The organism is Streptomyces sp. NPDC006516, from assembly GCF_040611875.1.
In the GTDB taxonomy this organism is placed as follows: Bacteria; Actinomycetota; Actinomycetes; order Streptomycetales; family Streptomycetaceae; genus Streptomyces.
Genome location: NZ_JBEXPD010000002.1, coordinates 355561 through 380594, shown reverse-complemented (window position 1 = coordinate 380594; position 25034 = coordinate 355561). Strand labels below are relative to the sequence as shown.

The following is a 25034-nucleotide window of genomic DNA, read 5'->3' as shown; positions in this document are numbered from 1 at the left end:
GCGGCCTGGCTCGCTAGCTGATCCCGCCCAGCAGGGTGCGCGCGAGGGACGAGGCGAAGTCGTCCAGCGGCAGGGGCGCGCCGCCCGCCTCGTAGGCGAACGCACGCTGGGAGCAGGCCCCCAGGAGCAGTGAGGCGGCCGCGTAGGTGTCGGCGTCGGCCCTGACCCTGCCCGCCCGCTGTTCGGCGCGCAGGTAGGTGTCGAGACCCTCGATCGGCCGGTGGGGCCCGGTACCCATCTCTCGCATCGCCTCGTCGTGGCGCCGCTTGAGCCGGGGCTCGGCGTACAGCGAGGCGAGCACCGGGAACGTCTGCTGGTAGAAGAGCACGGCCTGGCGGGCGACCTCGGTGAGATTGCGCTCCAGGTCGCCCTCCCCCGGCTCCAGATCCCCCAGGAGCGGCCCCAGCTTGGGCATCCGCTCACCGAGCACGGTCACGAAGAGCTCTTCCTTGCTCCTGAAGTACTTGTAGAGCGCCCCCTCCGAGCACCCGGCGGCCTTGGCGATCTCCTTCGTCGTCGCCCGCGCGAGGCCGATGCCGAGCATGAGCTCGTGGGCCGCGTCGACGATGCGGACGCGGGCCGGCTTCTTTTCCATGCGTGCTCCAACGGACCTTGACGAGAGGTGAGTACCCACTCACCCTAGCGGTAAGTGAATACTCACCCACCTGTGAAGGGGTATGCGCCATGCGACTCACCGTTTTCGGAGCGACCGGGGCCATCGGCCAGGAGATCGTGCGGCAGGCACGCGCGGCGGGACACGAGGTCACGGCGGTGGTGCGCGATCCCGTGCGGCTCCCGGAGGGGCTCAGGGCCGCCGGGCCGGACGAGATCGTGAGGCTGGACGACGAGGCGGCGGTGCGGGCGGCGGTGGCGGGCCGGGACGCCGTGCTCTCCGGCCTCGGCGCCCGGGGCCGGAAGGCCGGCGACGTGGCCGAGCGGCTCACCAGGCAGGTGCTTGCCGCGATGGAGGCGGAAGGGACTCGGCGGCTGCTGGTGGTGAGCGCGGCACCTGTCGGCCCCGAACCGGCGGACGACCCGCTGCTGGACCGGACGGTCCGCAAGGTGATCGGCGCGGTCCTCAAGGAGGTGTACGCCGATCTGACCCGGATGGAGGCGGCGCTGGCGGCGGGCGCGGCGGACTGGACGTCGGTGCGCCCGCCGAAGCTGACCGACGGCCCCCTGACGGGGAAGTACCGGACGGTCGTGGGCGGCACCCCGCGCAGCGGCCGGTCCATCGCGCGGGCCGACGTGGCCCACGCGATGCTGGCGCTGATCGACGAACCGGCCGCGGTGAGGCAGGGCGTGGGCGTCGCCTACTGAACCGGGGGTCGCGGTGGGGCAGGCGCGGGGCTCGCCGTTGACCAGGGGGCAGCGGGCCGTGCACGCAGAGGCCCGGCCCTCACCCGGCCGTCACGGGCCGACGCCGAACGTCACAGGCTGACGCCGACCGTCACCGGCTCGTTTACGAGCGTGACGCCGAAGACCTCGTGGACCCCCGCGACGACCTCACGGGCCAGTGCCAGCAGGTCCTCGGTGGTCGCGGCCCCCCTGTTGGTGAGCGCGAGCGTGTGCTTGGTGGAGATGCGGGCGGGGCCCGTGCCGTACCCCTTGGTGAAGCCCGCCTTGTCGATGAGCCAGGCGGCCGAGGTCTTGACGGTGCCCTCGCCGGCGGGGAAGGCCGGGGGCGCGACGTCCGCGCCCAGCCGTTCCCTGGCGCGGGCGAGGAAGGCCGCGTGCTCCGCCTCGTCGAGGATGGGGTTGGTGAAGAAGGAGCCCGCCGACCAGGTGTCGTGGTCCTCCGGGTCGAGCACCATGCCCTTGCCGGCCCGCAGGCGCAGCACCGTCTCGCGGGCCGCCGCGGCCGGCACCCGCTCGCCCTGTTCGACGCCCATGGCGCGGGCGGTCTCCGCATAGCGCAGCGGCGCGGACTGCCCGCCCGCGTCCTCCAGCGCGAACCGGACACGGAGCACCACGAAGCGGTCGGGTTCGGCCTTGAAGCGACTGTGGCGGTACGAGAACGCGCAGGCTTCGTTCGAGAGGGTGACGGTCTCCTGGGCGCGCCGGTCGTAGGCCACGACCTCGGTGATGACGGAGGAGACCTCCTGGCCGTACGCGCCGACGTTCTGGATCGGTGTGGCCCCGGCGGACCCGGGGATCCCGGCCAGGCACTCGACACCGGCCAGCCCGGCCTCGACCGTACGGGCCACGGCGTCGGTCCAGACCTCGCCGGCGGCCAGTTCGAGCGTCGTACCGGACAGCTCGAAGCCCGTGGTCGCGATGCGCAGGGCGGTGCCGTCGAAGCCCTTGTCGCCGATCACCAGGTTGGAGCCGCCGCCGATGACCAGGAGAGGCGTGCCGCTGTCGTCGGCTTCGCGTACGGCGGCGATCACCTCGGCGTCGGTGGTGGCCGTCAGGAGCCGGTTGGCCGGGCCGCCGAGCCGGAAGGTGGTCAGGGGGGCGAGGGGGGCGTCGTGGAGTTCCTGCACGGGGACAAGAGTACGGTCCTCGGGCCCGCCCGCCGGGAGGGGCCACGAAGCGCGCGAAGGGCGCCCTCCGTGGGAGGACGCCCTTCGGCCCGGGTACGGGCGGTGGTACGTCAGGCCAGGCGGACGACGGCGCGGGACATGCCCAGCACCTTCTTGCCGTCGCTCATCGCCGTGAGGTCGACCCGCACGAGGTTGTCGTCCAGCTTGGCGGCGACCTTGCCGCTGACCTCGATCAGCGCACCGGTGCCGTCGTTCGGCACGACGACCGGCTTGGTGAAGCGCACCCCGTACTCGACGACCGCCCCCGGGTCGCCGGCCCAGTCCGTGACCACGCGGATCGCCTCGGCCATCGTGAACATGCCGTGCGCGATCACGTCCGGCAGTCCGACCTCGCGCGCGAACTTCTCGTTCCAGTGGATCGGGTTGAAGTCGCCGGAGGCGCCCGCGTACTGCACCAGCGTCGCCCGGCTCACCGGGAACGACTGCGCCGGCAGCTCCGTACCGACCTCGACCGCGCCGTAAGCAATGCCCGCCGTCATCACGCCTCCTCGGCGGCCCGCGCCACCAGCTTCATCCACGTGGTCACCACGTGCTCACCGGACTCGTCGTGCACCTCACCGCGGATGTCCACGATGTCGTTGCCCGCCAGGGACTTGATCGCGTCGATGGTCACCGTGACCGCAAGCCGGTCGCCCGCGCGCACCGGCCGGCTGTAGGCGAACTTCTGGTCGCCGTGGACCACGCGGCTGTAGTCGAGGCCCAGCTGCGGGTCCTCCACCACCTGGCCGCCGGCCTTGAAGGTGATCGCGAACACGAACGTGGGCGGAGCGATCACATCGGGATACCCGAGGGCCTTGGCGGCCTCCTGGTCGACGTACGCGGGATTGGTGTCACCCACCGCTTCCGCGAACTCCCGGATCTTCTCCCGGCCGACCTCGTACGCCGGGGTGGGCGGATAGGTCCGCCCCACGAAGGACTGGTCGAGCGCCATGAGCCCGCTACCTCCTGATCAAAAGTCGAATAGGGCGGGTAACCACCCCGGCCCCAATACAACGACACGAGGCCGCCCCCAGTGGGGACGGCCTCGTGTACGAGCCTGTTTTCAGCGCGTTTCGCGGTGCGCGGTGTGCGAGTTGCAGCGCGGGCAGTGCTTCTTCATCTCAAGACGGTCCGGGTTGTTACGCCGGTTCTTCTTGGTGATGTAGTTCCGCTCCTTGCACTCCACGCAGGCCAGCGTGATCTTCGGGCGGACGTCGGTGGCAGCCACGTGAGTGCTCCTTGGACGGACGGATGGACGGATGAACGCAAAAAAGAGTAGCCGATCGAAGGACCGACCCCACAATCGGCTACCGTTAGTAGCGGTGACCGGACTTGAACCGGTGACACAGCGATTATGAGCCGCTTGCTCTACCGACTGAGCTACACCGCTTTGATGCCGAGTTTCCCCGCCGAAGCGGGGTTACCCGATCACCAGAGCCCCAATGCGGAATCGAACCGCAGACCTTCTCCTTACCATGGAGACGCTCTACCGACTGAGCTATTGGGGCGAGCGAGGAAGACATTACACGGTCTGTCGCCGATCGCCCAAATCCGTTTCCCGGGCCCTCGCCCGGCCCCTCCCCCGGCCCCGCTCCGCCCCGGCGAACACCCCCCTGATCAGGCCCTTGATCAGCCCGTTCACCGGCCCTGCGGACCCCCTCCCAGCCCTCCCGGACCCCCCTCTCCCCGGCCGGCCCGGCGGGGCCGCTTTCGTACGACTAATGCGCCCTCCCCGGAGCGGGCCGGCCACCCCCCTAGGCTCGGCCGCACCTCGCGTGATCTTGAACCCCTCACAGGAGCGCAGCCATGCCTGACAGCCCCAGCGGCGCGGACGCGCTCCTGCTCCACGGGGCCAGGCTGGTGGACGGGCGCAACGTCGACGTGTTGATCGGCGGCCCGCTGATCGAGGCCGTCGGTACGGCCGGCAGCCTCACCACCCGGGGCACCCGACTGGATCTGCGGGGCCACCTGCTGCTGCCCGCCCCGGCCGAGACCCACCTCCACGCCGACACCGCGCTCAGCGCCGCCGCCGGGAGCCCGGCGTCCCACCGCCCCGACGACGTACGGCGCCGTGCCACCGAGGCCGCGCTGCTCCAGCTGAGCCACGGCGCGACGGCGCTGCGCGCCCACGTGGGCGTGGGCATCCGCAGTGGGGTCGCGAGCGTCCACGGCTCGGGCCGGGGCGGGGTGGCGGGCCTCGGGGCCCTGCAAGCGGTCCTGGAGGCCCGTGGTTCGCTGCGTGGCCTCACCGAGCTGACCGCCGTGGCCGTGCCCCACGTCCTGACCGGCGTCGCGGGCGCCGACGGCCTCGCCGCCCTCCGCGACGCGGTGGACATGGGCGCGGACGCCATCGGCGGCTGCCCCGACCTCGACCCCGACCCGGCCGGCTTCACCGAAGCCGTGCTGGACCTCGCCGCGGCACACGGCCTGCCCGTCGACCTCCACACCGACGGCGAGGACCCCGCCCGCCTCGTGCGGCTCGCCGACATGGCCCGCGGGGTCCGCTCCGGGGTCTGTCTCGGCCCCTGTGCGGGCCTCTCGCGGCTTCCGGAGGGCGAGGCGGCCCGCACCGCCGACCGGCTCGCCGCGGCAGCGGTGACCCTGGTCTGCCTGCCCCAGGGCGGCTGTTGCCGTGCCCGGCTCCGGGGGACCCCGCCGGTGCGGCTGCTGCGCGCCGCCGGAGTGCGGGTGGCGGCGGGCAGCGGGGCGCTGCGCGAGGAGGCCAACCCGGTCGGCCGGGGCGACCCGCTGGAGGCCGCCTATCTGCTGGCCTCGCAGCGGGGACTCGCCCCCCAGGACGCCTACGAGGCCGTCTCCGCCACCGCCAGAGCCGCTCTGGGGCTGCCCGAGGTGCGCGTCGAGGCCGGCTTCCCCGCCGAGCTGCTCGCCGTGCGCGGTGACCAGCTGGCCGGGGCGCTTTCGCTCTCGTACAGCAGGATCGTGGTGCACCGGGGGCGGGTCGTGGCGCGGACCAGCGCCGTACGCGAGTACTGCGACTCGGGCGCCGCCGCCCTGGAGCTCCCCCGTCAGGGCCGAGCCGACTGAGGCCCGGGCGGCGGGCCTTGAGCACGAGCGCGCCGTCCGGCGTACGGTCGGAAGCATGCGCATTGTCATTGCAGGTGGACATGGTCAGATCGCGCTGCGGCTGGAGCGGTTGCTCGCCGCGCGCGGTGACGAAGCGGTGGGCGTCATCCGCAACCCGCAGCAGAGCGAGGACCTGCGGGCCGCCGGGGCCGAACCCGCCGTCCTCGACCTCGAATCGGCGTCCGTGGACGAGGTGGCGGAGCTGCTGCGAGGGGCGGACGCGGCGGTCTTCGCGGCGGGCGCGGGCCCGAACAGCGGCTCGGCGCGCAAGGACACGGTGGACCGCGGGGCGGCGGTGCTCTTCGCGGACGCGGCGGAGCGGGCCGGGGTACGGCGTTACGTCGTGGTCTCCTCGATGGGCGCCGATCCCGATCACCGGGGGGACGAGGTCTTCGACGTCTACCAGCGGGCCAAGGGGGAGGCGGACGCCGACGTACGCTCCCGGAGCGGACTGGACTGGACGATTCTGCGCCCCGGCATGCTCACGAACGACGCCGGAACCGGACAGGTCCTGCTGGCCGCCTCCACGGGCCGTGGCCCGGTCCCCCGTGACGACGTGGCGGCGACCCTGGTGGAGCTGCTGGACACCCCGGCGACGGCGGGTCTCACGCTGGAATTGATCAGCGGGAGCAAGCCGGTGGCGGTGGCGGTGAAGGACATCGCGGGGAACTGAGGCAGGGTGCCTCCCGGAGGCACGGCGCCTCCCTGCCCGCGCCCGTCGATCGCCGCCCCTGAGGGCTGGCGTGGGCGGGCGCGGGTACGAGTGCGCGGAGGGCCGGCGCCGGCACCGGGAATCGTGCACTTACGCGGTGTAGAGCTGCGGTTTCCTAGCCTGGAGGTGATCGGGGCGCCTGCCCGACGACCGACCGCCGCCTTGGAGACCCCCCACCATGCAGCTCACGTACTCGGCTCAGCCGCAACAGCCCACGGGCGGCATCGCCGGCTGGGCCACCGGCCTCGTCGAGACCTTCGGCGGCCCCGGGGCCGGCCTGGCCATCGCGCTGGAGAACCTCTTCCCGCCACTGCCCAGCGAAGTGATCCTGCCGCTCACCGGGTTCGCCGCCGGGCAGGGCGTGCTCAGCCTGACGTCGGCGCTCTTCTGGACCACGCTCGGGTCGGTCGTGGGAGCGCTGGCGCTCTACTGGATCGGCGTGATGGTCGGCCGTGACCGCATGCACGCCCTCTGGGGGAAGCTGCCGCTGGTGAAGGCCTCCGATCTGGTGCGTACGGAGGAGTGGTTCGCGAAGCACGGCACCAAGGCGGTCTTCTTCGGCCGCATGGTGCCCGTCTTCCGCAGCCTCATCTCCGTCCCCGCCGGGGTGGAGCGCATGCCCCTGCACGTGTTCGTCACGCTGACCACGCTCGGGAGCCTGATCTGGAACGCGGTGCTGGTGATGGCCGGTTACTGGCTCGGCGACCGGTGGGAGACCGTGGGGACCTACGTCGGATTCGCGTCCAAGGCCGTGCTCGCCCTGGCGGCCGTCGCTCTGGTGACGTACGTGGTCCTGCGACTGCGCGGTGGCAAGCGGTCACGTCGGCACAGCAGTTGACGGCCCGTCCGCCGGGCGGCCTGTGACCACAACCATGGTCGCGCGCCGGAGTGGCGGGCGCGGCGACCCCGGGCACGTCAGGCACCCTCAGTGCGAGGCGTTCCGGCTCCCCGGGGCATCCGCGGGATAGCGTCGGCCGCATGGACGGTGGCCTTGCACGCCGAGGTTGGCTCCCCTGCTGCATCAGCGGGGCGGTGTTCGCCGTATGCATGGCCGGAACCACCCTGCCGACGCCCCTCTACAGCCTCTACCAGGACGAACTCGGATTCTCCGAGCTGACGGTGACCGTGGTGTACGCCGTCTACGCCTTCGGAGTCATCGGGGTGCTGCTGCTGGCGGGCAACGCCTCCGACGCCCTGGGCAGACGCCCCGTCCTGCTCTGGGGCCTCGGATGCGCGGCGGCGAGCGCGGTCTGCTTCCTGGGCGCCACCGCGCTGGGCTGGCTCTTCGCAGGACGGCTGCTCTCGGGCCTGTCCGCCGGGCTGTTCACCGGGGCGGCCACCGCGTACGTGATGGAGCTGGCCCCGGGCAAGGACTCCCCCAGGGCCTCGTTCGTGGCGACGGCGGCCAACATGGGTGGTCTCGGCTGCGGACCGCTGCTCGCCGGACTCCTCGCGCAGTACGCCCCCTGGCCGCTGCACCTGCCGTTCATCGTGCACCTCGTGCTGCTGGCCGCTTCGGCGGTCCTTCTGGTCGGGCTGCCGGAGACCGTCTCCGAGCGACGGCCCCTGAACACCGCCCGGCCCCAGCGGCCGGGCCTGCCGCCCGAGGTCCGGGCCGTGTTCAGGCCTGCGGCGCTCGCGTCCTTCGTGGGATTCGCCCTGTTCGGGGTGTTCACGTCGGTCAGCCCGGCCTTTCTGGCCCAGTTCCTGGACGTGGACAACCACGCCGTGAGCGGGCTGATCGTGGCGCTGGCCTTCTTCGCATCGATCGCCGGGCAGTCGGCTGTCGGCCGGATCGGCGAGCGGCGCTCACTGCCACTGGGGTGCGCGGGGCTCCTCGGCGGTCTGGCCCTGCTCGCATGCGCACTGTGGTGGCACCTGCTGCCCTTGGTGGTGCTCAGCGCGCTCCTGGGCGGCGCGGGGCAGGGCCTGACGTTCCGGGCGGCCCTGGCCCAGGTCGCGGCGGCGTCGCCCGCCGCTCATCGGGCCGCTGTCATCTCCACGCTGTTCGTGGTGGCCTACACGGGCATCTCGCTGCCGGTCATCGGCGTCGGGGTCCTGTCGGGCCACATCGGCCTCCAGGACGCGGGGCTGGTCTTCATCGCCTGCATGGCGGTCCTGGTCGCGTACGCGGGCGTCTACCTGCTGCGGCGTCCGGGCGGGGTGCGGACGTGAACCGTTCGAAGCCCAAGCCCTTGCCTGCGGGCGCTAGACCTCTCGCTCCGTGGGGATGCCGTCCCTTTCGTCGTCGTCCCCGTCTCCGGTGTCGAGTACGAGCCCCGTGGTCCGGACCGTGAGCCCCGACGGCCGCTTCGGCGGACGCTCCTCGCCCTCGGGCCCGACGCGGCGCTCCTTCTCGTCCCTGCCCTGATCCGCGTCCCGGCGGCTTCGCCCCGGCTCGTCCGGCGACGGCTTGTCCCTGTTCATGGCGCTCCTCGGAATGCCTCGGGGAACCAGCGATACGCCCAGGCTGGCACGACGGGCAGCGGTACGCACACACAGCGCCTTCGCACTTCCGGTGGCCGTCGCCGACGCGCAGAAGCGGGTCGGACGGATCTCTCTCCGGCAGCGACGAGGTCGGGGCTTGGGCCGTCCGGGAGCTCGGAAAACCCGTCGCCCGTCCCGGGGCCGGCGGAGAACAATGCCGGGCACGGGGACAGACATGCACGGCTTCATCGAATGCAGCTGGGATCGCGGGCTGGACGAGGACGATCGCGGGTGGTTCCAGGCCATCGACCTCTCACACCTCTACAACGGGCGCTCCTACGTGGCCTTCGGCTGCCTGTTCGGTGTCCGCGACACCACCTCGTTCCGCGCACTCGCCGATCACCGAGGCCTCCCCCGTGACGTGTCGAAGGAGGTCCTCGCCGACTTCGAGCCCTGGAGTGATGAGCTGCATGGCGAATCCTGGATCACCTGGGCGGAGCTGGCGGCCGCCGACTGGGACGAAGTCTCGAACGAGGTCGACGGCTGTGTTCACGAGTACGGCCGGAGCCCTGACGGCAGCTGGAAGATGCACGGACGGAACTCAGACCTCACCCGCTTCGCCGAACTCTCCGGCCTCACCGATGCCCGGGAGCTCCACTGCGCGGGCAACGTCTTTCCCGAGAACACCGAATGGCCGGACGGCGACCGGCTCTTCCGCGTCGGCCGTCTGCGGCGGAAGGACGCCATGCCGGACAGCGAATGGGGCGCCGTCTGGTCGGTCATGCGCACGCTGGCGGACCTGCACGGCGACGGGGGAGTCCGCCTGGTCGTCTGGTTCGACGGCTGACCGATCGCTCTCCCGCCGCAACCCAGCCCAACCTGCGGCTTCTGCATTCAGGCGGCAGCTTTGCGACGGGCTCCATCCAGGCCGTGCGATCTGCGCTCTCTCCGCCGGCTTGGATCTCGGGCGCACGGCAAATGCGCTCGAATTCGTCCCGCACTCCTCAGGCGTCTGGTGACTGATGCAGGGCTGTCGGCGACACCACTCGGCCGATCCCGTTGTCGACAATCGTCGAGTGCTCCGGCATCTCCAGCTCGGAGAGAGCCGGGGATATGCCGCTGAATGCCTAGCCGCACGAAATCCCCCGGGAGTCCCGCACATCACGCAGAGCATCAGCGCGTCCAGAGTGTTCGGCAAGGCGAGCGGCAACATCAAGCACCACTGACCAATGGGCTGGTCGTGCCGCTCCCCGCGAGGACTGGTGCGCCCAACGCCCCGCATCCGACCGCTTCCATAGCTGACCAGCAACGCCTGAGTTGCTACGGCAGTTCTTGATCGAGGTACTGCGGGAAGTCCCTGTCCGCGAGGCGAGTCGCAACGAGCAGGTCACGCCAGTCGATCCGCTCGAGGCTCGCGGTTTCCCTCAACTGGCGGACATCCCCGCGCGCATACATCACCACCGCAGCCATCAAGCGCTCTTGGCCCACACCCATCATCCCGTCCGGGCCCAACTTCCAGACCATGAGACGCAGAGAGCTTTCGACTTCCTCGGCAACTTTCGCGTCGGGAAAGTCTCGGCGTATCCGCCTCTGCAACCGCTCGGTGATCTCAATCATCAGTTTCCCCCTCACCAGAAGGCCAGGGCGCCATCTCTCGCCACCGTCACGGCCGCCCTCGTCCAGCTCCCGGTCAGAGAACTGGAGCATCCAGCATGGCCCATTAAGGACGTTCTGCGCTGCTGTCCGCAGCGTTCGATACCGCCGCCCTCGGCTGGGCGGTATCCCCTGCGGCCTGATGGCAAGCCACTGGCACGGCACGGTGAGGTCTCCTGCGCCCTCATCGGTGACTGCACCACTGGTCACCGCAAGTGGGAGCGGCGCGCCACCAGCGACCTCGACCGCATCCACCGGACATCGTCCACGAGCCGGTTCGACGTCGGTGTCGCGAAGACCGACAGCAGTGCGGACACGCCCTCCGTCGTGACGACCGTCAAAGCGCTCTGCGAGCGCACCGGCCAAGCGATGCCCGCGACATACCGGCTGCGGACCGCGAGCGGTGGAGAGCACCTGCTCTTCACCACCTCGGACTGCATCCGGCGCCGAGTTCATCGCTCCCTCCACCGGCACCCCGGCGGGGGGCGGGTACGTCGTCGCCCCTCGCAGCACCGTCGACGGGCGCGCGTACGAGGTCATCGACCCCGCGCCGGTGGCTGCGAGGCCCGGATGCCTTCTGAGCGTTTTCAAACCCGCAGAGCGCCCACCCGGTCCCTGCGGCGCAAAGGCTCTCGCACAGACCCAGCAGCGGGCCAACGACCGGATCGACGCGGCGCTGCGGGAGTGGAACGAGCCGGAGTGACCCCGTCCCCGGGGGGACGGCTGGGGGACACACCCTGATCAGGGGTGGGATTCAGGTGAGACAACGTGGGATTCGGGGGCCTGTCGGCGCGCTCCGCAGCGACACTTGCACACACGCAGAAACCCCGCCCGACCTGGTGTTTAAGCAGGTCGGACGGGGTTTCCCGTCCTGTGGCGGCGCCAGGGTTCGAACCTGGGTAGGCTGAGCCGGCAGATTTACAGTCTGCTCCCTTTGGCCACTCGGGCACACCGCCTGGAACGACGCCTCGGATCCCGGCGAGGGGCTCCTTGGCGACGACGTAAACGATACCTGATGCCCAGGGGTGCTCCGCCACCTGGTTGATCAGCGCCGGGGGCGGGCAGGGGTGGCTAGGCTTTGTGCCGTACCCCAACGCATACGACGCAAGGAGCCACACGTCATGGCCGACTCCAGTTTCGACATCGTCTCGAAGGTCGAGCGGCAGGAGGTCGACAACGCCCTCAACCAGGCCGCCAAGGAGATCTCCCAGCGCTACGACTTCAAGGGCACGGGTGCGTCGATCTCCTGGTCCGGCGAGAAGATCCTCATGGAGGCGAACGGCGAGGAGCGGGTCAAGGCGATCCTCGACATCTTCCAGTCCAAGCTGATCAAGCGCGGGATCTCCCTGAAGTCGCTGGACGCGGGTGAGCCGCAGCTTTCCGGCAAGGAGTACAAGATCTTCGCCACGATCGAGGAGGGCATCTCCCAGGAGAACGCCAAGAAGGTGGCGAAGATCATTCGCGATGAGGGCCCGAAGGGCGTCAAGGCGCAGGTCCAGGGCGACGAGCTGCGTGTCAGCTCCAAGAGCCGTGACGACCTCCAGGCGGTGCAGGCGCTGATCAAGGGCAAGGACCTCGACTTCGCGGTGCAGTTCGCCAACTACCGGTAGGCGGTTCGCTGCCGTGTGCAGCGGGTCGCGGGCGGGGCGGGGCGTGCCGGTCGGCATGGCCCGCCCCGTTGCCATGTCCGGAAGGCCGGACGGGACCGGGCCGGGCGGTGCGGGTGCCCTCAGCGGTCCCGTCGTGGTGGTCGCGATCACCAGCAGCGGTCCCGCCGTCGCGGTCGCGGTCAGCGCCGGTCGCGGGAGTGGCCGAAGAGCAGCCGGTAGGCGATGAGCAGGACCAGGGATCCGGCGACGGCGGCGACCCAGGTGGCCGTGTCGTAGAAGTCCGTGCTGATGGGGCGGTCGAGGAAGCGGGACGACAGCCAGCCACCGAGGAATGCGCCCACGATGCCGATGAGGGTGGTGCCGACGATGCCGCCGGGGTCGCGGCCGGGCAGCAGCAGTTTGGCTATCGCGCCGGCCAGCAGTCCGAGAATGATCCAGCTGATGATGCTCATGTCGGCGAACCTACCTGTCAGTTGTCCTTGCAAGCCAGGACGCTCTGAGGCGGGGTGCGGTTGCCGGAGCGGGCCGCCGGTCTAGCGGGCGGCGAACGGCTGGTCGGTGCGGACGATCTCCTTGCCGAACGGCATCAGTGAGACCGGGATGAGCTTGAAGTTCGCGATGCCCAGCGGGATTCCGATGATCGTGACGCACAGGGCGATGCCGGTGCAGATGTGGCCGAGCGCGAGCCACCAGCCGGCCAGGATCACCCACAGGACGTTGCCGATGAGGGAGCCGCCCCCGGCGTCGTGACGGTCGACGACCGTGTAGCCGAAGGGCCAGAGGGCGTAGACACCTATGCGGAACGCGGCCACGCCGAAGGGGATGCCGATGATCGTGATGCAGAGCAGGAGCCCTGCGGCCATGTAACCGAGGAACATCCAGAGTCCGCACAGGACCAGCCATATGACGTTCAGGATTGTCTTCACGGTCGATACCCTGCCATCTGCTCGAGCCTGGCGATGCGTTCAGCCATGGGCGGGTGGGTGGAGAACATCTTGGACATGCCCTGGCCGGGTCGGAACGGGTTCGCGATCATCATGTGACTCGCGGTTTCCAGCCGTGGCTCGGGCGGGAGGGGAAGCTGTTTGGTGCCCGCCTCGAGCTTGCGCAGGGCGCCTGCGAGCGCGAGCGGGTCCCCGGTGAGCTGCGCTCCGGAGGCGTCGGCCTCGTACTCCCGGGAACGGCTGACGGCCAGCTGGATCACGGAGGCGGCGAGGGGGCCGAGGATCATGACCAGCAGCATCCCGAGGAGGCCGGGGCCGTCGTCGTCGTCGGAGCGTCCCACGGGGATGAGCCAGGCGAAGTTGACCAGGAACATGACGACGGAGGCCAGGGCGCCCGCGACGGACGAGATGAGGATGTCGCGGTTGTAGACGTGGCTGAGTTCGTGGCCGAGGACACCGCGAAGTTCGCGCTCGTCCAGGAGCTGGAGGATGCCCTCGGTGCAGCACACGGCGGCGTTGCGCGGGTTGCGTCCGGTGGCGAACGCGTTGGGGGCCTGCGTCGGGGAGATGTAGAGCCGTGGCATGGGCTGGCGCGCGGCGGTCGAGAGCTCGCGCACGATGCGGTAGAGCTGCGGGGCCTCGAATTCGCTGACGGGACGGGCCCTCATGGCACGCAGGGCGAGCTTGTCGCTGTTCCAGTACGCGTAGGCGTTGGTGGCGAGCGCGACGAACAGAGCCACGATCAGGCCTGTACGCCCGAAGAAGCTGCCGATGACGATGATGAGGGCCGAGAGGCCCCCGAGGAGTACAGCGGTTTTCAGCCCGTTGTGCCGGCGGTGCACGGTACGCCCTCCAAGTGGTGCAGCAGGGGAACCCTTGCTCTGTGGTGCTCCACTTCCAGTGGAGCCTCCCGTTCTGGTCAACGCGAGGCGAGGGGAGCTAGTTCCCTTGTGCGAGGAGGCCGGGGGCACAGGCAGCAGGGGCGGATCCGGTCGGATCCGCCCCTGGGCCGTACGGGTGGGTCTTGCCGCGCGGGCCGTTCCGGGCCCCGCGGCGGTGGGTCAGCGCTGGGCTGGGAGGCCGGCGAGCGCGCGGGCCTCGGCGTCCGGCTCGACCTCGCTGGTGCAGTGGGCGCAGCGGGTGGCGATCGCGGGGATCTCGGTGAAGCAGCGCGGGCAGTCGCGGAGGGCGGCCTTGATGTCGGCCTGCTTCTCCTCCTCCTTGGCGGTGAAACGGTTCTGGACCTTCGCCATGGGGAGGACGACCAGGAAGTAGAGGACCGCGGCGGTGATGATGAAGGCGATGGCGGCGCTGACGAACAGGCCGTAGGGGAACTTCACGCCGTCGACGGTGTAGGAGGCCTTGCTGAAGTCGCCCGTGCCACGGGTGAAGAGGCCGATCAGCGGCACGATGAACGCGTTGCTGAAGCCGGTGACCACGGCGGTGAAGGCGGCTCCCACGGCGAGGCCGATGGCCATGGAGATGACGTTCCCGCGAAGGATGAAGTCCTTGAACCCGTTCAGCACCGCTCTGGCTCCTCTGTGCTCTTCGTGTGTGCTCGTCGTGCGGCGCGTCGTGCGTGCCCTCTGCGTCCGCCGGTCGCTCGCCCGGCGTGCGTGCCCGGTCGCCCGGACGGTTCTTCTGCTCTGCCCCGGTCGCCCGGGCGGGTTCCGTGTGCTCTGCCCGGGTGACGCGTGCACGCAAGACCATGCCCTGTGGACGGGGCCACGGGCAAGCCGGTCGAAGTGGGTCAGAAGAGGCTGACGGCGGCGAAGCGAAGGATGAGCTGGGGTGCCCCGGAGAGTGTGATTCCGGTTACCGCCGTCAGAACGATCGCCAGGGTGAGAGGGGCGGGGATCCGATGCTGGTACGGGGCGGGCGCCTCCTCCGGGGCCGGAGTCGCCGTCGGCGTCCTGAACAGCGCCGCGGTCCACCGAAGGTAGTAGTACAGAGCGATCACGACGTTGACGGCCATGACGACGGCGAGCCAGCCGAGTCCCGCGTCCACGGCGGCGGAGAAAACCGTGACCTTGGCGAAGAGGCCGATGATGCCGGGCGGCAGGCCGGCGAGGCAGAGCAGGAAGAAGCCCAGGGCGAGCGCGGCCAGGGGCCGGGTCGCGTACAGGCCCTGGTAGTCGCTGAGCCGGTTGCCGGGGTGGCTGCGGGCGACGACGGCGGCCACCGCGAAGGCCCCCAGGTTCACCACGGCGTACATCAGGGCGTAGGCGACGGTGGAGCCGATCTGTTCGTCGCCCGAGTACGCGGCGGCGGCGATCGGCACGAGGAGGTAACCGGCCTGGCCGACGGAGGACCAGGCGAGGAGGCGCACCGCGCTGCGGGCGCGGGTGGCGTTCTGCCGGAGTGCGGCGACGTTGCCGATGGTCATGGTGAGCGCGGCGAGGACGGCCAGGGCCGGGCCCCAGACGTCGGCGTAGGCCGGGAAGCCGATCACCGTGACGAGGACGAGCCCGGAGAAGCCGACCGCCTTGCCGACGACCGAAAGGTAGGCGGCGATGGGCAGTGGGGCGCCCACGTAGGTGTCGGGGACCCAGAAGTGGAACGGCGCGGCGGCCGTCTTGAAGGCGAAGCCGACGAGCGTGAGGACGACGCCGGCCTCGGCCAGGGTTTCGAGCTGCCCGGGCACCTCGTCGAGGCGCGCGGCGATCTCCGTGAGGTGCATGGTGCCGGTGGCCGCGTAGACGAAGCTGACGCCGAGGAGCATGACGGCGGTGGCGACGACCGAGGAGAGGAAGAACTTCAGGGCCGCTTCGGAGGAGCGCCGGTCCCCGCGCTTGATACCGACGAGGGCGAACGCGGGGAGCGAGGCGACCTCCAGGGCGACGACGAGGGTCGCGAGGTCCCTGGAGGCGGGCAGGAGTGCCGCGCCGGCCGCGGAGGACAGCAGCAGGAACCAGAACTCGCCCGCCGGGAGCTTGCGTGTGTCGCCGATCGAGAGCAGCGCGGTGAGCAGGGCGCCGCCGAGCACGAGGGCCTGGATGACGAGGGCGAAGTGGTCCGCGGTGTAGCTGCAGGCGTGGGTACCGCCGGTGAGGCAGAAGGTGGAGCGGTCCCCGGCGCGCAACGGGACGAGCAGGGCGAGCGCGGCGACCAGCCCCGCGACGGCTCCGTAGCCGAGCAGCGGCTTGTGCCGTTCGCCGACGAAGAGGTCCGCGACGAGGACGAGGAGTGCCACGGACGCCGTGACGACGGGGGGTGCGACCGCGAGCCAGTCGACGGACTGGACGAGGCTCGCCGCCCCGGTTGCGCTGTCGGCTGCCACGGTCACGACTTGCCTCCTGCGAGGAGCTTCTGCACGGCCGGGTCGGTGAGGCCGAGGAGGACGGCGGGCCAGAGTCCGGCGAGGACGGTCAGGGCGGCGAGCGGGGTCCAGGCGGCGAACTCGTAGCGCTGGATGTCGGCGACCGGATGCGGATGCTCACGGTTCTCGCCCATGCAGACGCGGCGTACGACGATCAGCATGTACGCCGCCGTCAGCAGGGTTCCGAGGGCGCCGACGGACATGAAGGTGAGGAAGGCGGCCCGGTTGAGGCCTTCGGCGGGATCGAAGGCGCCGAACAGGGTGAGCATCTCGCCCCAGAACCCGGCGAGGCCGGGGAGTCCGAGCGAGGCGACCGCGGCGAAGGCGAGGAGGCCGCCCAGCCTGGGTGCGCGGCCGTAGAGGGCGGCTCCGGTGGCGCCTGACAGGGTGTCGAGGTCGGCCGTGCCGTAGCGCTCCTTGACCGCACCGACCAGGAAGAACAGCAGGCCGGTGATGAGGCCGTGGGCGATGTTGGCGAACAGTGCGCCGTTCACGCCGGTGGGGGTCATGGTCGCGATGCCGAGGAGGACGAAGCCCATGTGGCCCACGGAGGAGTAGGCGATCAGGCGCTTGAGGTCGCCCTTGGCGCCGGGGCGGGCGAGGGCGAGGCAGGCGAGGGAGCCGTAGATGATCCCGACGACCGCGAACGCCGCGAGGTACGGCGCGAAGGTCCGCATGCCGTCCGGGGTGACGGGGAGCAGGATGCGGACGAACCCGTAGGTGCCCATCTTCAGCATGACGCCGGCGAGGAGGACCGAGCCGACGGTGGGGGCCGCGGTGTGGGCGTCGGGCAGCCAGCTGTGCAGGGGCCACATCGGGGTCTTCACGGCCAGCCCGATCCCGATGGCGAGAACGGCGATGACCTGCACGGACGTGGTCAGGCCCCGGCCGTTGTCAGTGGCGAGTGCCACCATGTCGAAGGTGCCGCTCTTCAGTCCGATGAGGAGCAGCCCCAGCAGCATGATCACGGAACCGAGCAGTGTGTAGAGGATGAACTTCCAGGCGGCGGGCTGCTTCCGGTCGCCGCCCCAGCGGGCGATGAGGAAGTACATCGGGATGAGGACCATCTCGAAGGCCAGGAAGAACAGCAGCAGGTCGAGGACGGCGAAGGTGGCGAGGGTGCCGGACTCGAGGACGAGCACGAGAGCGACGAAGGCCTTCGGGGAGGGGCCCGCGGGGAGCTTGAAGTAGCTGTAGAGCGCGCAGAGGAAGGTCAGCAGCGCGGTCAGCACGAGGAGGGGGAGCGAGATGCCGTCGGTACCGAGGTGGATCCGCACGTCGAGTGCGGGGATCCAGCTGATGTCCGTGGTGGCCTGCATCTTCGACGGGTGGTCGTGGTCGAATCCCGCGGCCAGGACGAGCGCGGCGGCGAGGACGGCACCGGTGACGGTCACTCCGTGGCGGAGCACGGCCTGGTCGGGGTTCCTGCCCTTGAGCCCGGGCGGGGCGGGCAGGAGCGCAGCGACGGCCCCGAGGAGCGGGGCCACGACGATGAACGCCAGAAGGAACTGCATCACGGATGCGCTGATATCGAACACGGCTCACGCCCCGGCGTAGACGTTGGCAAAGACGACGGCGGCGATCGCCAGGACAAGGGTTCCGGCGAGCAGCGCGCCGAGGTAGGTCTGCACGTTGCCGGTCTGGGCGCGGCGGACGGCGGTGCCGAGTCCGCGGGCGATGCTGCCCGCGCCGCGTACGTAGGTGTCGACGACTTCGCGGTCCAGGAAGCGGACGAGCCGGGCGGCGGCTCCGACAGGGCGTACGAAGAGCGCCGTGTACACGGCGTCCAGGTGGAAGCCGCTGACCGCGTGGCGGTGGAGGGGGCCGAGCAGCAGCCGACCGGGGTCGGACGGGTCCGGGGCGCCCGCGATGGTGCCGTACGCCGCGGTGTGCGAGGTGATCGCCTCGACCTCCACGAGGGCGGGTTCGGCGTCGGGGTGGGCGGCGACCGCGCCGACCGGCGGGCGGTCGGCGAGCGCGGTGGTGTGGCGCCAGGTCCCGTAGGTGACGAGTCCGCCGACGAGTCCGACGCCGGTGGAGAGGACAGCCGTCGTGAGGGAGGGGGTGAGGCTGTGGCCGTCGAACCAGTCGGTGAGGGTGCCGGCGGCGAGACCGAAGGCGATCGTCGGGACGGCGAGGACCCAGAGGACCGAGTTCATCGCGACGGGCTGCTTGCCGTGGTCGGGGGCCTGGGGGCCGCGCCCGCGGAAGGCGAGGAGCCACAGCCGGGTGGCATAGGCGGCGGTGAGGACCGCTGCGGCGAGACCCGCGACGAGGATCGTCCAGCCCGCCGCGGCGGGTGCGACGTCGCGGTCTCCGAAGGCTGTGTGCTCGGCGGCGACGAGGACGGCTTCCTTGGAGAAGAAGCCGGCGAACGGAGGGATGGCGGCCAGCGCGAGGAGCGCGACGGTCATCGTCCAGTAGGCGTCGGGGATGCGCTTGCTCAGGTTGCCCATGCGGGACATGGCGGCCAGTGAGTTGGTGCCCGCCGCGTGGATGACGACACCGGCCGCGAGGAAGAGGACGGCCTTGAACGCACCGTGCGAGATGAGGTGGAAGACGGCGGCGCCGCGGTCGCCGACGGCCAGGGCGCCGGACATGTAGCCGAGCTGACCGATCGTCGAGTAGGCGAGGACGCGCTTGATGTCGTCCTGCGCGAGCGCGGCGAGCCCGGAGCCGATCATCGTGACAGCGGCCATCACGGCGAGGACGACGAGGGCCGCGCCCGAGGCGGCGAAGACGGGGAGGAGCCGGGCCACGAAGTAGATGCCGGCGGCGACCATCGTCGCGGCGTGGATGAGCGCCGAGACGGGTGTGGGGCCTGCCATCGCGTCGGGCAGCCAGGTGTGCAGGGGGAACTGCGCGGACTTGCCGGCGACTCCGGCGAGGAGCAGCAGCGCGATGAGGGTGGGGTGGTCGAGTCCGCCGTTACGGACTGCGGCCAGGATCCCGGTGATGCGGAAGGTGCCGGTGTCCGCGGCGAGGGCGAACAGACCGATGAGGAAGGGGACGTCACCGAGCTTGGTGACGAGGAAGGCCTTGAGCGAGGCGCTGCGGGCCTCGGGGGTCTCCCAGTAGTGGCCCACCAGGAAGTACGAGCAGATGCCCATGATCTCCCAGCCGACCAGGAGCACCATCAGGTCGCCGGAGTAGACGACGAGCAGCATCGCGGAGGTGAAGAGGGAGACGAGGGCCGCGTACGAGGGGTAGCGGACGTCGTCCTTGAGGTAGGCCGTCGAGTAGATCTGTACGCAGGTGGCGACGAGCCCGACGAGGACGGCGACGAGGACGGCGAAGCCGTCCAGGTGCAGAGCCAGGTCGATCGGCACCGACCCGGTCGGGGTGAGCTCCGTCGCCGCGTCGATGGCCGGGCCGCCGCCCTGGCGTGCGGCGACCACTACGGCGAGCGCCGCTGCGGCAAGGGTGGGAAGCACGGCAAGGGGGCGGACGAAGCCGGGCGCGGTCCGGCCCAGGAGAAGTCCTGCCGCGGCGCCCAGGAAGGGGAGGAGGGGGACGAGGACGGCGAGGGTCGTGGTGGTCACGCGGTGGCCTCTGCCTTCTTTGCCTTCCCTGCCGGAGCAGTGGCCTGGTCTGCGGTGATGCCGCCGTCCGCGTCCCCGTCGTCGGGGAGGGTCTCGGCGGCGTCGGTCTCCGCGGTGTCACGGAGGCGGTCGACGTCCGAGCTGCCGCGGTTGCGGTAGACGGCCAGGACGATCGCGAGACCGATGCCGATCTCGGCCGCGGCGATGGCGATCGTGAAGAGGGTGAGGGCCTGGCCGGAGTGCAGGGTGTCGCGGAGCCAGACGTCGAAGGCGACCAGGTTGAGGTTGACGGCGTTGAGCATGAGCTCGACGGACATCAGGACGAGGATCGCGTTGCGGCGGGCGAGCACCCCGTAGAGCCCGGTGCAGAAGAGGAGGACGGCAAGGACGGCGGGATAGGCGAGGTGCATCAGCTCTTGTCCTCCCGGTTCGCGACGGGCCGATCCGCTCCGGCGACGGGCCGGTCCGCTCGGGCGCCGGGCCGATCCGCTCCGGCGACGGGCCGGTCCGCTCGGCTACCGGGCCGGGACGCCGGGGCACCCGGCCTGGGCACCCGTCCGTGCGACCGGTCCGCGGCGCCGTCCTGCCGGTTCTTGCGGGACAGGACGATCGCACCCACGAGGGCGGCCAACAGCAGGACGGAGAGTGCTTCGAAGGGCAGGACCCAGTGCCTGAAGAGAAACTCGCCGGAGGCCTTGGTCGAGCCCTGGGCGGGTCCGTCCAGGTCGATCCAGGTCGTACGGAAGGCGTCCACGACGACCCAGACGAGAGCCCCGGCGGCGGCGAGGGAGGCCGCGAGCGCTATCCACCGGTTGCCGGTGTCGGCGTCCGGGGAACGGCCGATGGGAGCTCTGGTGAGCATCAGTCCGAAGAGGAGGAGGACGACGACGGAACCGACGTAGATGAGGACCTGCACCCATGCGATGAACTCGGCCGTGAGGAGGAGGTACTCCACGGCGATGCCGCCGAGCGCGACGACGAGCCAGAGGGCCGCGTGCACGAGCTGCTTGGTCGTGACGGTGACGAGGGCCGCCCCGAACGTGGCGAGACCGACGAGGAGGAAGGCGATCTCGACGCCGGTCGGAGAGAGGAAGCCGGGGTGCCCGGCGGTGGCCGCGAGGCTGCTCACTCCTGCCCCTCCTGTTCTTCCGTCCGGCCTGGCTGGTCCGCTGCCCGGCGCTGCTGGGTCTCCTGCCCTGGCTGGGCTTCGGGTGTCTCGCGCGCCTGCTGGGTCTGCGGGGCCTCCTGGGCCTCTTGGGCCTGGAGCTTGTCAGCCGTCTTGCGGGCCGCGGCGATCTCCTTGGGTTCCTCGGCTCCCGGATCCAGCGCGGGCGGCTCGGGGACGGTCCACATCCACTCGCGGAGCTTGTCGCGCTCGTGGGTGAGTTCGTGGATGTCCGTCTCCGCGTACTCGAACTCGGGCGACCAGAAGAGCGCGTCGAAAGGACACACCTCGATGCAGATACCGCAGTACATACAGAGGGCGAAGTCGATGGCGAAGCGGTCGAGGACGTTGCGGCTGCGCTCGCGACCGCCGGGGGCGGCCGGGGGCACCGTCTCCTTGTGGGAGTCGATGTAGATGCACCAGTCGGGGCACTCGCGGGCGCACAGCATGCAGACCGTGCAGTTTTCCTCGAACAGCCCGATGACCCCGCGGCTACGGGGCGGCAGTTCGGGCTGGACGTCGGGGTACTGCGCGGTGACCGTGCGCTTCGTCATGGTCCGCAGGGTGACGGCGAGGCCCTTGGCCAGGCCTGAGCCGGGGATCGGGGGCACTAGTTGATCGCCACCTTCACGATTCCGGTGAGCGCGATCTGCGCGAGAGCGAGGGGGATGAGCGTGGTCCAGGCGAGCTTCTGCAGCTGGTCCTCGCGCAGGCGCGGGTAGGTGACCCGCAGCCAGATGACGACGAACGCGAGGACGGCGGTCTTCAGCAGGGTCCAGACCCAGCCGAGCCCGTCCGCACCGAGCGGGCCGTGCCATCCGCCGAGGAAGAGAACGGTCGTCAGACCGCACAGGACGACGATCCCGGCGTACTCGGCGAGCAGGAACAGGGCGAAGCGGAGACCCGTGTACTCGGTGTACGCGCCGAAGATGATCTCCGAGTCGGCCACCGGCATGTCGAAGGGCGGACGCTGCAGTTCGGCGAGCCCCGCCACGAAGAACACCAGGGCGCCGACGATCTGCCAGGGCAGCCACCACCACTCGAACGCGTCGAGGATGCCGGGCAGTGAGACGGTGCCGGCCGCCATGGCCACGGAGGCGGCGGCGAGCAGCATCGGCAGTTCGTAGGCGAGCAGCTGCGCGGCGGTGCGGAGGCCGCCCAGGAGCGAGAACTTGTTGGCCGATGCCCAGCCCGCCATCAGCGAGCCGAGCACGCCGACCCCCATGACGGCGAGCACGAAGAAGATGCCCGCGTCGACGACCTGGCCCACGGCCCCTTCACCGGGGCCGATGGGGATTGCGAGGATCACGAGGAGGTACGGGAGCAACGCGACGGCGGGGGCCAGTTGGAAGATACGGCGGTCCGCGTCGGCCGGGACGACGTCTTCCTTCTGCGCGAACTTCACCCCGTCCGCGACGAGCTGGGCCCAGCCGTGGAAGCCGCCCGCGTACATGGGGCCGAGTCGGCCCTGCATGTGGGCCATCACCTTGTGCTCGGCCTGTCCCACGATGAGCGGGACGACCATGAACACGGCAAAGACGATGACGAGGCGGAGGGCGACGTCGAGTACGTCGTTCACGCGGTATCGCCTCCGGCGGGACGGTCGGGGTGTTCGGGGTGTTCGCTGTCTTCGGGCTGTTCGGCGGGCCTGGCCGGACGCTCGGGGCGGGCCGGGCTGTCGGGGTCTACGGGCCTCTCGGCGGCGTCGGCACCGTCCGCCCTGGCGGTCCTGTCCGTCCCGGCGGTCTCGTCCGCCCTGGTGGCCTTGTCCGTGCGGGCAGTCTCGTCCTTCCCGGTGGCCTTGTCCGTGCGGGCAGTCTCGTCCGTCCCGGTGGTCTCATGGGTGCCGTCGGTCCCACCGTCAGTGCCGCCGGAGCCCTCGGTCTTCGGTTCGGCCTCCGGCTTCGGGGCCGGCTCGGCCTCCGGCTGCGGCTGAAGGTTCTCAACTTCCGGCTTCTCAGTCTCCGCTGCCGCCTCGGGCTTCTGCTGCGACTGCTTCCCGGGCCGACCAGCCGGGGCCTCGAACGCGGGGCGGGGATCGTGCCAGGGGGCGTCCGTGCTGCCGGCAGCCCTCCTCTCACGCGCCGCACCGGTTCCGCTCCCCGCGGCGTCCGTGCCCGTCCCGCTTCCCTCGGCGTCCGTGTCTGCCGGGGCCGTCGGGCCCGGGGCCTGGCTCGCCGAGCCCTGGGATGCGCTGCGGTTACGGCGTGGCGGTGCCGTCCGGGGCGTCCCCACAGCCTCAGCGGTCTCCGCGGCGCCCGACGCGCCTGCGCCCGACGCACCCGCACCCGCACCCGCGGCACCCGCACCCGGCGCACCCGAGGCGTCCGGAGCCGCGGCGGGCCGCTGTGCGGCCGAGCCCTCGCTCACGCTGCGGGTCCGGCGCGCCGGACGGTCGCCCGCCGCGCGCGCTCCCCGGGCGGGCCGTGCGGGAGCGGGCGGAAGCTGCCCCTTGAGCGGGCCCCACTCGTTCGGGTCGGGCACACCCGGCGGCAGCATCGTGCGCCGCTTGGGCCCACCGTGCTCGGACTCGCCCGGCTCCTTCGCGCCCGGCCAGGCCTTGGCGACCCGTGCCGCCAGGACGAAGTCCTTGCGCAGCGGGTGCCCCTCGAAGCTCTCGGGCAGCAGCAGAGGCACCAGGTGGGGGTGCCCCTCGAAGCCGACGCCGAACATCTCGTGCGTCTCGCGTTCGTGCCACGCCGCCCCCGCGTAGACGCCGACGGCGCTGGGCAGGACGGGGGCTTCGTGCGGGACGGTCGTGCGGACCAGCAGGCGTCGCACCCTGCCCTCGCCGAGAGCGGCGACATGGGCGCAGACCCGGAAGCCGGTGCCGGGTTCGTCGACCGCGCTCAGCCAGTCGAAGTAGGTGCAGCCCAGCTCGTCGCGCGCCGTTTCGAGGGCTGTGGTCCAGGAGGCGGCGGGGACGTCGACGGTCAGCAGGTCGTACGCGTACGTGGCCGTGGCATCGGCGCCGAAGACGTCGGCGACCGCGTCCGGCAGCCGGTCGTAGGTGTCGGCGCCTGTCATGTCCGCTCCTCCCCCGGCGTCTTGGGAGCGGCGACGAGCCCACTGCGCAGGGCGGCGGTCGAGGGCCGGCCGGCGTCCGGTGCGCCGTACCGCTCGGCCAGCGATTCCCGGGCGATCTTCTCCTGGAGCTTGAGGATGCCCTGGAGGAGCGCCTCGGGCCGTGGCGGGCAGCCGGGCACGTACACGTCGACGGGGATGATCTGGTCGACGCCCTTGGTCACGGAGTACGAGTCCCAGTACGGCCCGCCGCAGTTGGAGCAGGCACCGAAGGAGATGACGTACTTCGGCTCGGGCATCTGCTCGTACAGACGTTTCACCGCCGGGGCCATCTTGTCCGTGACCGTGCCCGAGACGACCATCAGGTCGGCCTGCCGGGGGCCTGGTGCGAACGGGATGACGCCGAGCCGGATGAAGTCGTGCCGGGCCATGGACGCGGCGATGAATTCGATGGCGCAGCAGGCGAGTCCGAAGTTGAAGACCCAGAGGCTGTAGCGGCGGCCCCAGTTGAGGACCACCTTCATCGGTTCGGGCGCGAGCCGGGAGAGCACGCCGAGCTTCTTCGGCTCGGGCAGTCGTGTCGGATCGGGCAGCGACACGGGGGGTTCGGGGTTCGGCCGGCTCGTCACGCCCATTCGAGGACGCCCTTCTTCCATGCGTAGAGCAGTCCCACGGCCAGGAAACCGAGGAAGATGAACATCTCCACCAGCGTCGTCGCACCGTATCCGGGGGCCGCGAAGACGGTCGCCCACGGGAACAGGAAGATCGAGTCGACGGCGAAGATCACGTACAGGAAGGCGTACACGTAATAGCGAACCTGGGTGTGGGCCCAGCCCTCCCCCACGGGGTCCACGCCGCATTCGTACGTGAGGAGTTTCTCCGGCGTCGGGACCACGGGCCTCAGCAGACGGCCGGCCCCGAAGGCGACGGCGACGAACAGCACGCCGACGACGGCGAGCAGTCCGACCACTGAGTAGCTCTGGAAGTAGTCCGACGCGAGAACGGTCGGTCCCGGCACGTCCGCCACGT

The 25034-nt window shown here is 70.9% G+C and carries 28 protein-coding genes and 3 tRNA genes; 7 read left to right on the top strand and 24 right to left on the bottom strand.

The window, feature by feature from the left end; translation table 11 throughout:
- Positions 1–13: 13 nt before the first annotated feature.
- On the bottom strand, positions 14–595 hold the full coding sequence (locus ABZY45_RS07865) for a TetR/AcrR family transcriptional regulator (protein ID WP_356737277.1): 582 nt from the start codon (positions 593–595) through the stop codon (positions 14–16).
- A gap of 89 nt (positions 596–684) precedes the next feature.
- On the opposite strand from ABZY45_RS07865, the gene ABZY45_RS07860 reads away from it, so the two are divergent.
- A complete protein-coding gene (locus ABZY45_RS07860; RefSeq protein WP_356737275.1) occupies positions 685–1320 on the top strand; it encodes an NAD(P)H-binding protein in 636 nt (211 codons plus the stop codon).
- Positions 1321–1430: 110 nt separating this feature from the next.
- On the opposite strand, the gene ABZY45_RS07855 is transcribed toward ABZY45_RS07860, so the two are convergent.
- From ABZY45_RS07855 to ABZY45_RS07830, 6 genes are all read right to left on the bottom strand, one after another.
- A complete protein-coding gene (locus ABZY45_RS07855) occupies positions 1431–2486 on the bottom strand; it encodes a UDP-N-acetylmuramate dehydrogenase (protein ID WP_356737273.1) in 1056 nt (351 codons plus the stop codon).
- A gap of 110 nt (positions 2487–2596) precedes the next feature.
- Positions 2597–3025 (bottom strand): MaoC family dehydratase, encoded by a 429-nt coding sequence (locus tag ABZY45_RS07850; RefSeq protein ID WP_356737271.1) that lies wholly within the window; start codon positions 3023–3025, stop codon positions 2597–2599.
- A complete protein-coding gene (locus tag ABZY45_RS07845) occupies positions 3025–3477 on the bottom strand; it encodes a MaoC family dehydratase N-terminal domain-containing protein (protein ID WP_356737269.1) in 453 nt (150 codons plus the stop codon). Before ABZY45_RS07845 ends, ABZY45_RS07850 begins: the two co-directional genes overlap by 1 nt.
- Before the next feature lie 111 nt (positions 3478–3588).
- Complete coding sequence (gene rpmG / locus ABZY45_RS07840; protein ID WP_003956487.1) at positions 3589–3753, bottom strand: 50S ribosomal protein L33; 165 nt, start codon at positions 3751–3753, stop codon at positions 3589–3591.
- Between the two features lie 89 nt (positions 3754–3842).
- Positions 3843–3915, bottom strand: a tRNA-Met gene (locus tag ABZY45_RS07835).
- Between the two features lie 45 nt (positions 3916–3960).
- Positions 3961–4033, bottom strand: a tRNA-Thr gene (locus ABZY45_RS07830).
- Between the two features lie 298 nt (positions 4034–4331).
- Between ABZY45_RS07830 and ABZY45_RS07825 the strand changes: the two genes are divergently transcribed.
- The 4 genes from ABZY45_RS07825 to ABZY45_RS07810 all read left to right on the top strand — a co-directional run bounded on the left by ABZY45_RS07825 (position 4332) and on the right by ABZY45_RS07810 (position 8496).
- A complete protein-coding gene (locus ABZY45_RS07825) occupies positions 4332–5570 on the top strand; it encodes an amidohydrolase family protein (RefSeq protein ID WP_356737267.1) in 1239 nt (412 codons plus the stop codon).
- A gap of 55 nt (positions 5571–5625) precedes the next feature.
- Entirely contained in the window at positions 5626–6282 is a 657-nt protein-coding gene (locus ABZY45_RS07820; protein ID WP_356737265.1) for an SDR family oxidoreductase, read from the top strand.
- Between the two features lie 217 nt (positions 6283–6499).
- Complete coding sequence (locus ABZY45_RS07815) at positions 6500–7159, top strand: DedA family protein (protein WP_356737263.1); 660 nt, start codon at positions 6500–6502, stop codon at positions 7157–7159.
- A gap of 140 nt (positions 7160–7299) precedes the next feature.
- A complete protein-coding gene (locus ABZY45_RS07810; RefSeq protein ID WP_356737261.1) occupies positions 7300–8496 on the top strand; it encodes an MFS transporter in 1197 nt (398 codons plus the stop codon).
- A gap of 33 nt (positions 8497–8529) precedes the next feature.
- Here the strand turns inward: ABZY45_RS07810 and ABZY45_RS07805 are convergent, their stop codons facing one another.
- Positions 8530–8748 carry a hypothetical protein gene (locus ABZY45_RS07805; protein WP_356737259.1) on the bottom strand — a complete coding sequence of 73 codons (219 nt, stop codon included), beginning with the start codon at positions 8746–8748 and terminating at the stop codon, positions 8530–8532.
- Positions 8749–8983: 235 nt separating this feature from the next.
- Here ABZY45_RS07805 and ABZY45_RS07800 point away from each other — a divergent pair, with 235 nt between their 5' ends.
- Entirely contained in the window at positions 8984–9595 is a 612-nt protein-coding gene (locus ABZY45_RS07800) for a hypothetical protein (RefSeq protein ID WP_356737257.1), read from the top strand.
- A gap of 473 nt (positions 9596–10068) precedes the next feature.
- On the opposite strand, the gene ABZY45_RS07795 is transcribed toward ABZY45_RS07800, so the two are convergent.
- On the bottom strand, positions 10069–10365 hold the full coding sequence (locus ABZY45_RS07795) for a hypothetical protein (RefSeq protein ID WP_356737255.1): 297 nt from the start codon (positions 10363–10365) through the stop codon (positions 10069–10071).
- A 910-nt stretch (positions 10366–11275) separates the two neighbouring features.
- Positions 11276–11357: transfer RNA gene (locus tag ABZY45_RS07790), tRNA-Tyr, on the bottom strand.
- A 165-nt stretch (positions 11358–11522) separates the two neighbouring features.
- On the opposite strand from ABZY45_RS07790, the gene ABZY45_RS07785 reads away from it, so the two are divergent.
- Entirely contained in the window at positions 11523–12011 is a 489-nt protein-coding gene (locus ABZY45_RS07785; RefSeq protein WP_073744205.1) for a YajQ family cyclic di-GMP-binding protein, read from the top strand.
- Positions 12012–12190: 179 nt separating this feature from the next.
- Here ABZY45_RS07785 and ABZY45_RS07780 read toward each other — a convergent pair whose 3' ends face one another.
- From ABZY45_RS07780 to ABZY45_RS07715, 14 genes are all read right to left on the bottom strand, one after another.
- A complete protein-coding gene (locus ABZY45_RS07780) occupies positions 12191–12463 on the bottom strand; it encodes a GlsB/YeaQ/YmgE family stress response membrane protein (protein WP_145804105.1) in 273 nt (90 codons plus the stop codon).
- Between the two features lie 81 nt (positions 12464–12544).
- Positions 12545–12937: a YccF domain-containing protein gene (locus ABZY45_RS07775; protein WP_356737252.1), complete on the bottom strand. Its 393-nt coding sequence runs from the start codon at positions 12935–12937 to the stop codon at positions 12545–12547.
- Entirely contained in the window at positions 12934–13797 is an 864-nt protein-coding gene (gene htpX / locus ABZY45_RS07770) for a zinc metalloprotease HtpX (protein WP_356737250.1), read from the bottom strand. The genes ABZY45_RS07775 and htpX overlap by 4 nt, the downstream gene beginning before the upstream one ends.
- A gap of 219 nt (positions 13798–14016) precedes the next feature.
- On the bottom strand, positions 14017–14481 hold the full coding sequence (gene mscL, locus ABZY45_RS07765) for a large conductance mechanosensitive channel protein MscL (RefSeq protein WP_356737248.1): 465 nt from the start codon (positions 14479–14481) through the stop codon (positions 14017–14019).
- A gap of 224 nt (positions 14482–14705) precedes the next feature.
- Positions 14706–16241 (bottom strand): NADH-quinone oxidoreductase subunit N, encoded by a 1536-nt coding sequence (locus ABZY45_RS07760; RefSeq protein ID WP_356737246.1) that lies wholly within the window; start codon positions 16239–16241, stop codon positions 14706–14708.
- The gene (locus ABZY45_RS07755; RefSeq protein WP_356738722.1) at positions 16238–17788 is read right to left on the bottom strand and encodes an NADH-quinone oxidoreductase subunit M; all 1551 of its coding nucleotides are present in this window, start codon (positions 17786–17788) and stop codon (positions 16238–16240) included. The genes ABZY45_RS07760 and ABZY45_RS07755 overlap by 4 nt, the downstream gene beginning before the upstream one ends.
- A gap of 27 nt (positions 17789–17815) precedes the next feature.
- Entirely contained in the window at positions 17816–19816 is a 2001-nt protein-coding gene (locus ABZY45_RS07750) for an NADH-quinone oxidoreductase subunit L (protein ID WP_356737244.1), read from the bottom strand.
- Positions 19813–20226 carry an NADH-quinone oxidoreductase subunit NuoK gene (nuoK, locus tag ABZY45_RS07745; RefSeq protein WP_356737242.1) on the bottom strand — a complete coding sequence of 138 codons (414 nt, stop codon included), beginning with the start codon at positions 20224–20226 and terminating at the stop codon, positions 19813–19815. Before nuoK ends, ABZY45_RS07750 begins: the two co-directional genes overlap by 4 nt.
- Positions 20226–20945 carry an NADH-quinone oxidoreductase subunit J gene (locus ABZY45_RS07740; protein ID WP_356737240.1) on the bottom strand — a complete coding sequence of 240 codons (720 nt, stop codon included), beginning with the start codon at positions 20943–20945 and terminating at the stop codon, positions 20226–20228. Before ABZY45_RS07740 ends, nuoK begins: the two co-directional genes overlap by 1 nt.
- Entirely contained in the window at positions 20942–21592 is a 651-nt protein-coding gene (locus tag ABZY45_RS07735) for a 4Fe-4S binding protein (protein ID WP_356737238.1), read from the bottom strand. The genes ABZY45_RS07740 and ABZY45_RS07735 overlap by 4 nt, the downstream gene beginning before the upstream one ends.
- Positions 21592–22560 carry a complex I subunit 1 family protein gene (locus ABZY45_RS07730; protein WP_356737236.1) on the bottom strand — a complete coding sequence of 323 codons (969 nt, stop codon included), beginning with the start codon at positions 22558–22560 and terminating at the stop codon, positions 21592–21594. Before ABZY45_RS07730 ends, ABZY45_RS07735 begins: the two co-directional genes overlap by 1 nt.
- Positions 22557–24008 (bottom strand): NADH-quinone oxidoreductase subunit C, encoded by a 1452-nt coding sequence (locus tag ABZY45_RS07725; RefSeq protein WP_356737234.1) that lies wholly within the window; start codon positions 24006–24008, stop codon positions 22557–22559. The genes ABZY45_RS07730 and ABZY45_RS07725 overlap by 4 nt, the downstream gene beginning before the upstream one ends.
- Positions 24005–24640 carry an NADH-quinone oxidoreductase subunit B family protein gene (locus tag ABZY45_RS07720; RefSeq protein WP_356737232.1) on the bottom strand — a complete coding sequence of 212 codons (636 nt, stop codon included), beginning with the start codon at positions 24638–24640 and terminating at the stop codon, positions 24005–24007. Before ABZY45_RS07720 ends, ABZY45_RS07725 begins: the two co-directional genes overlap by 4 nt.
- Positions 24631–25032: an NADH-quinone oxidoreductase subunit A gene (locus ABZY45_RS07715; RefSeq protein ID WP_033297557.1), complete on the bottom strand. Its 402-nt coding sequence runs from the start codon at positions 25030–25032 to the stop codon at positions 24631–24633. The genes ABZY45_RS07720 and ABZY45_RS07715 overlap by 10 nt, the downstream gene beginning before the upstream one ends.
- Positions 25033–25034 lie beyond the last annotated feature (2 nt).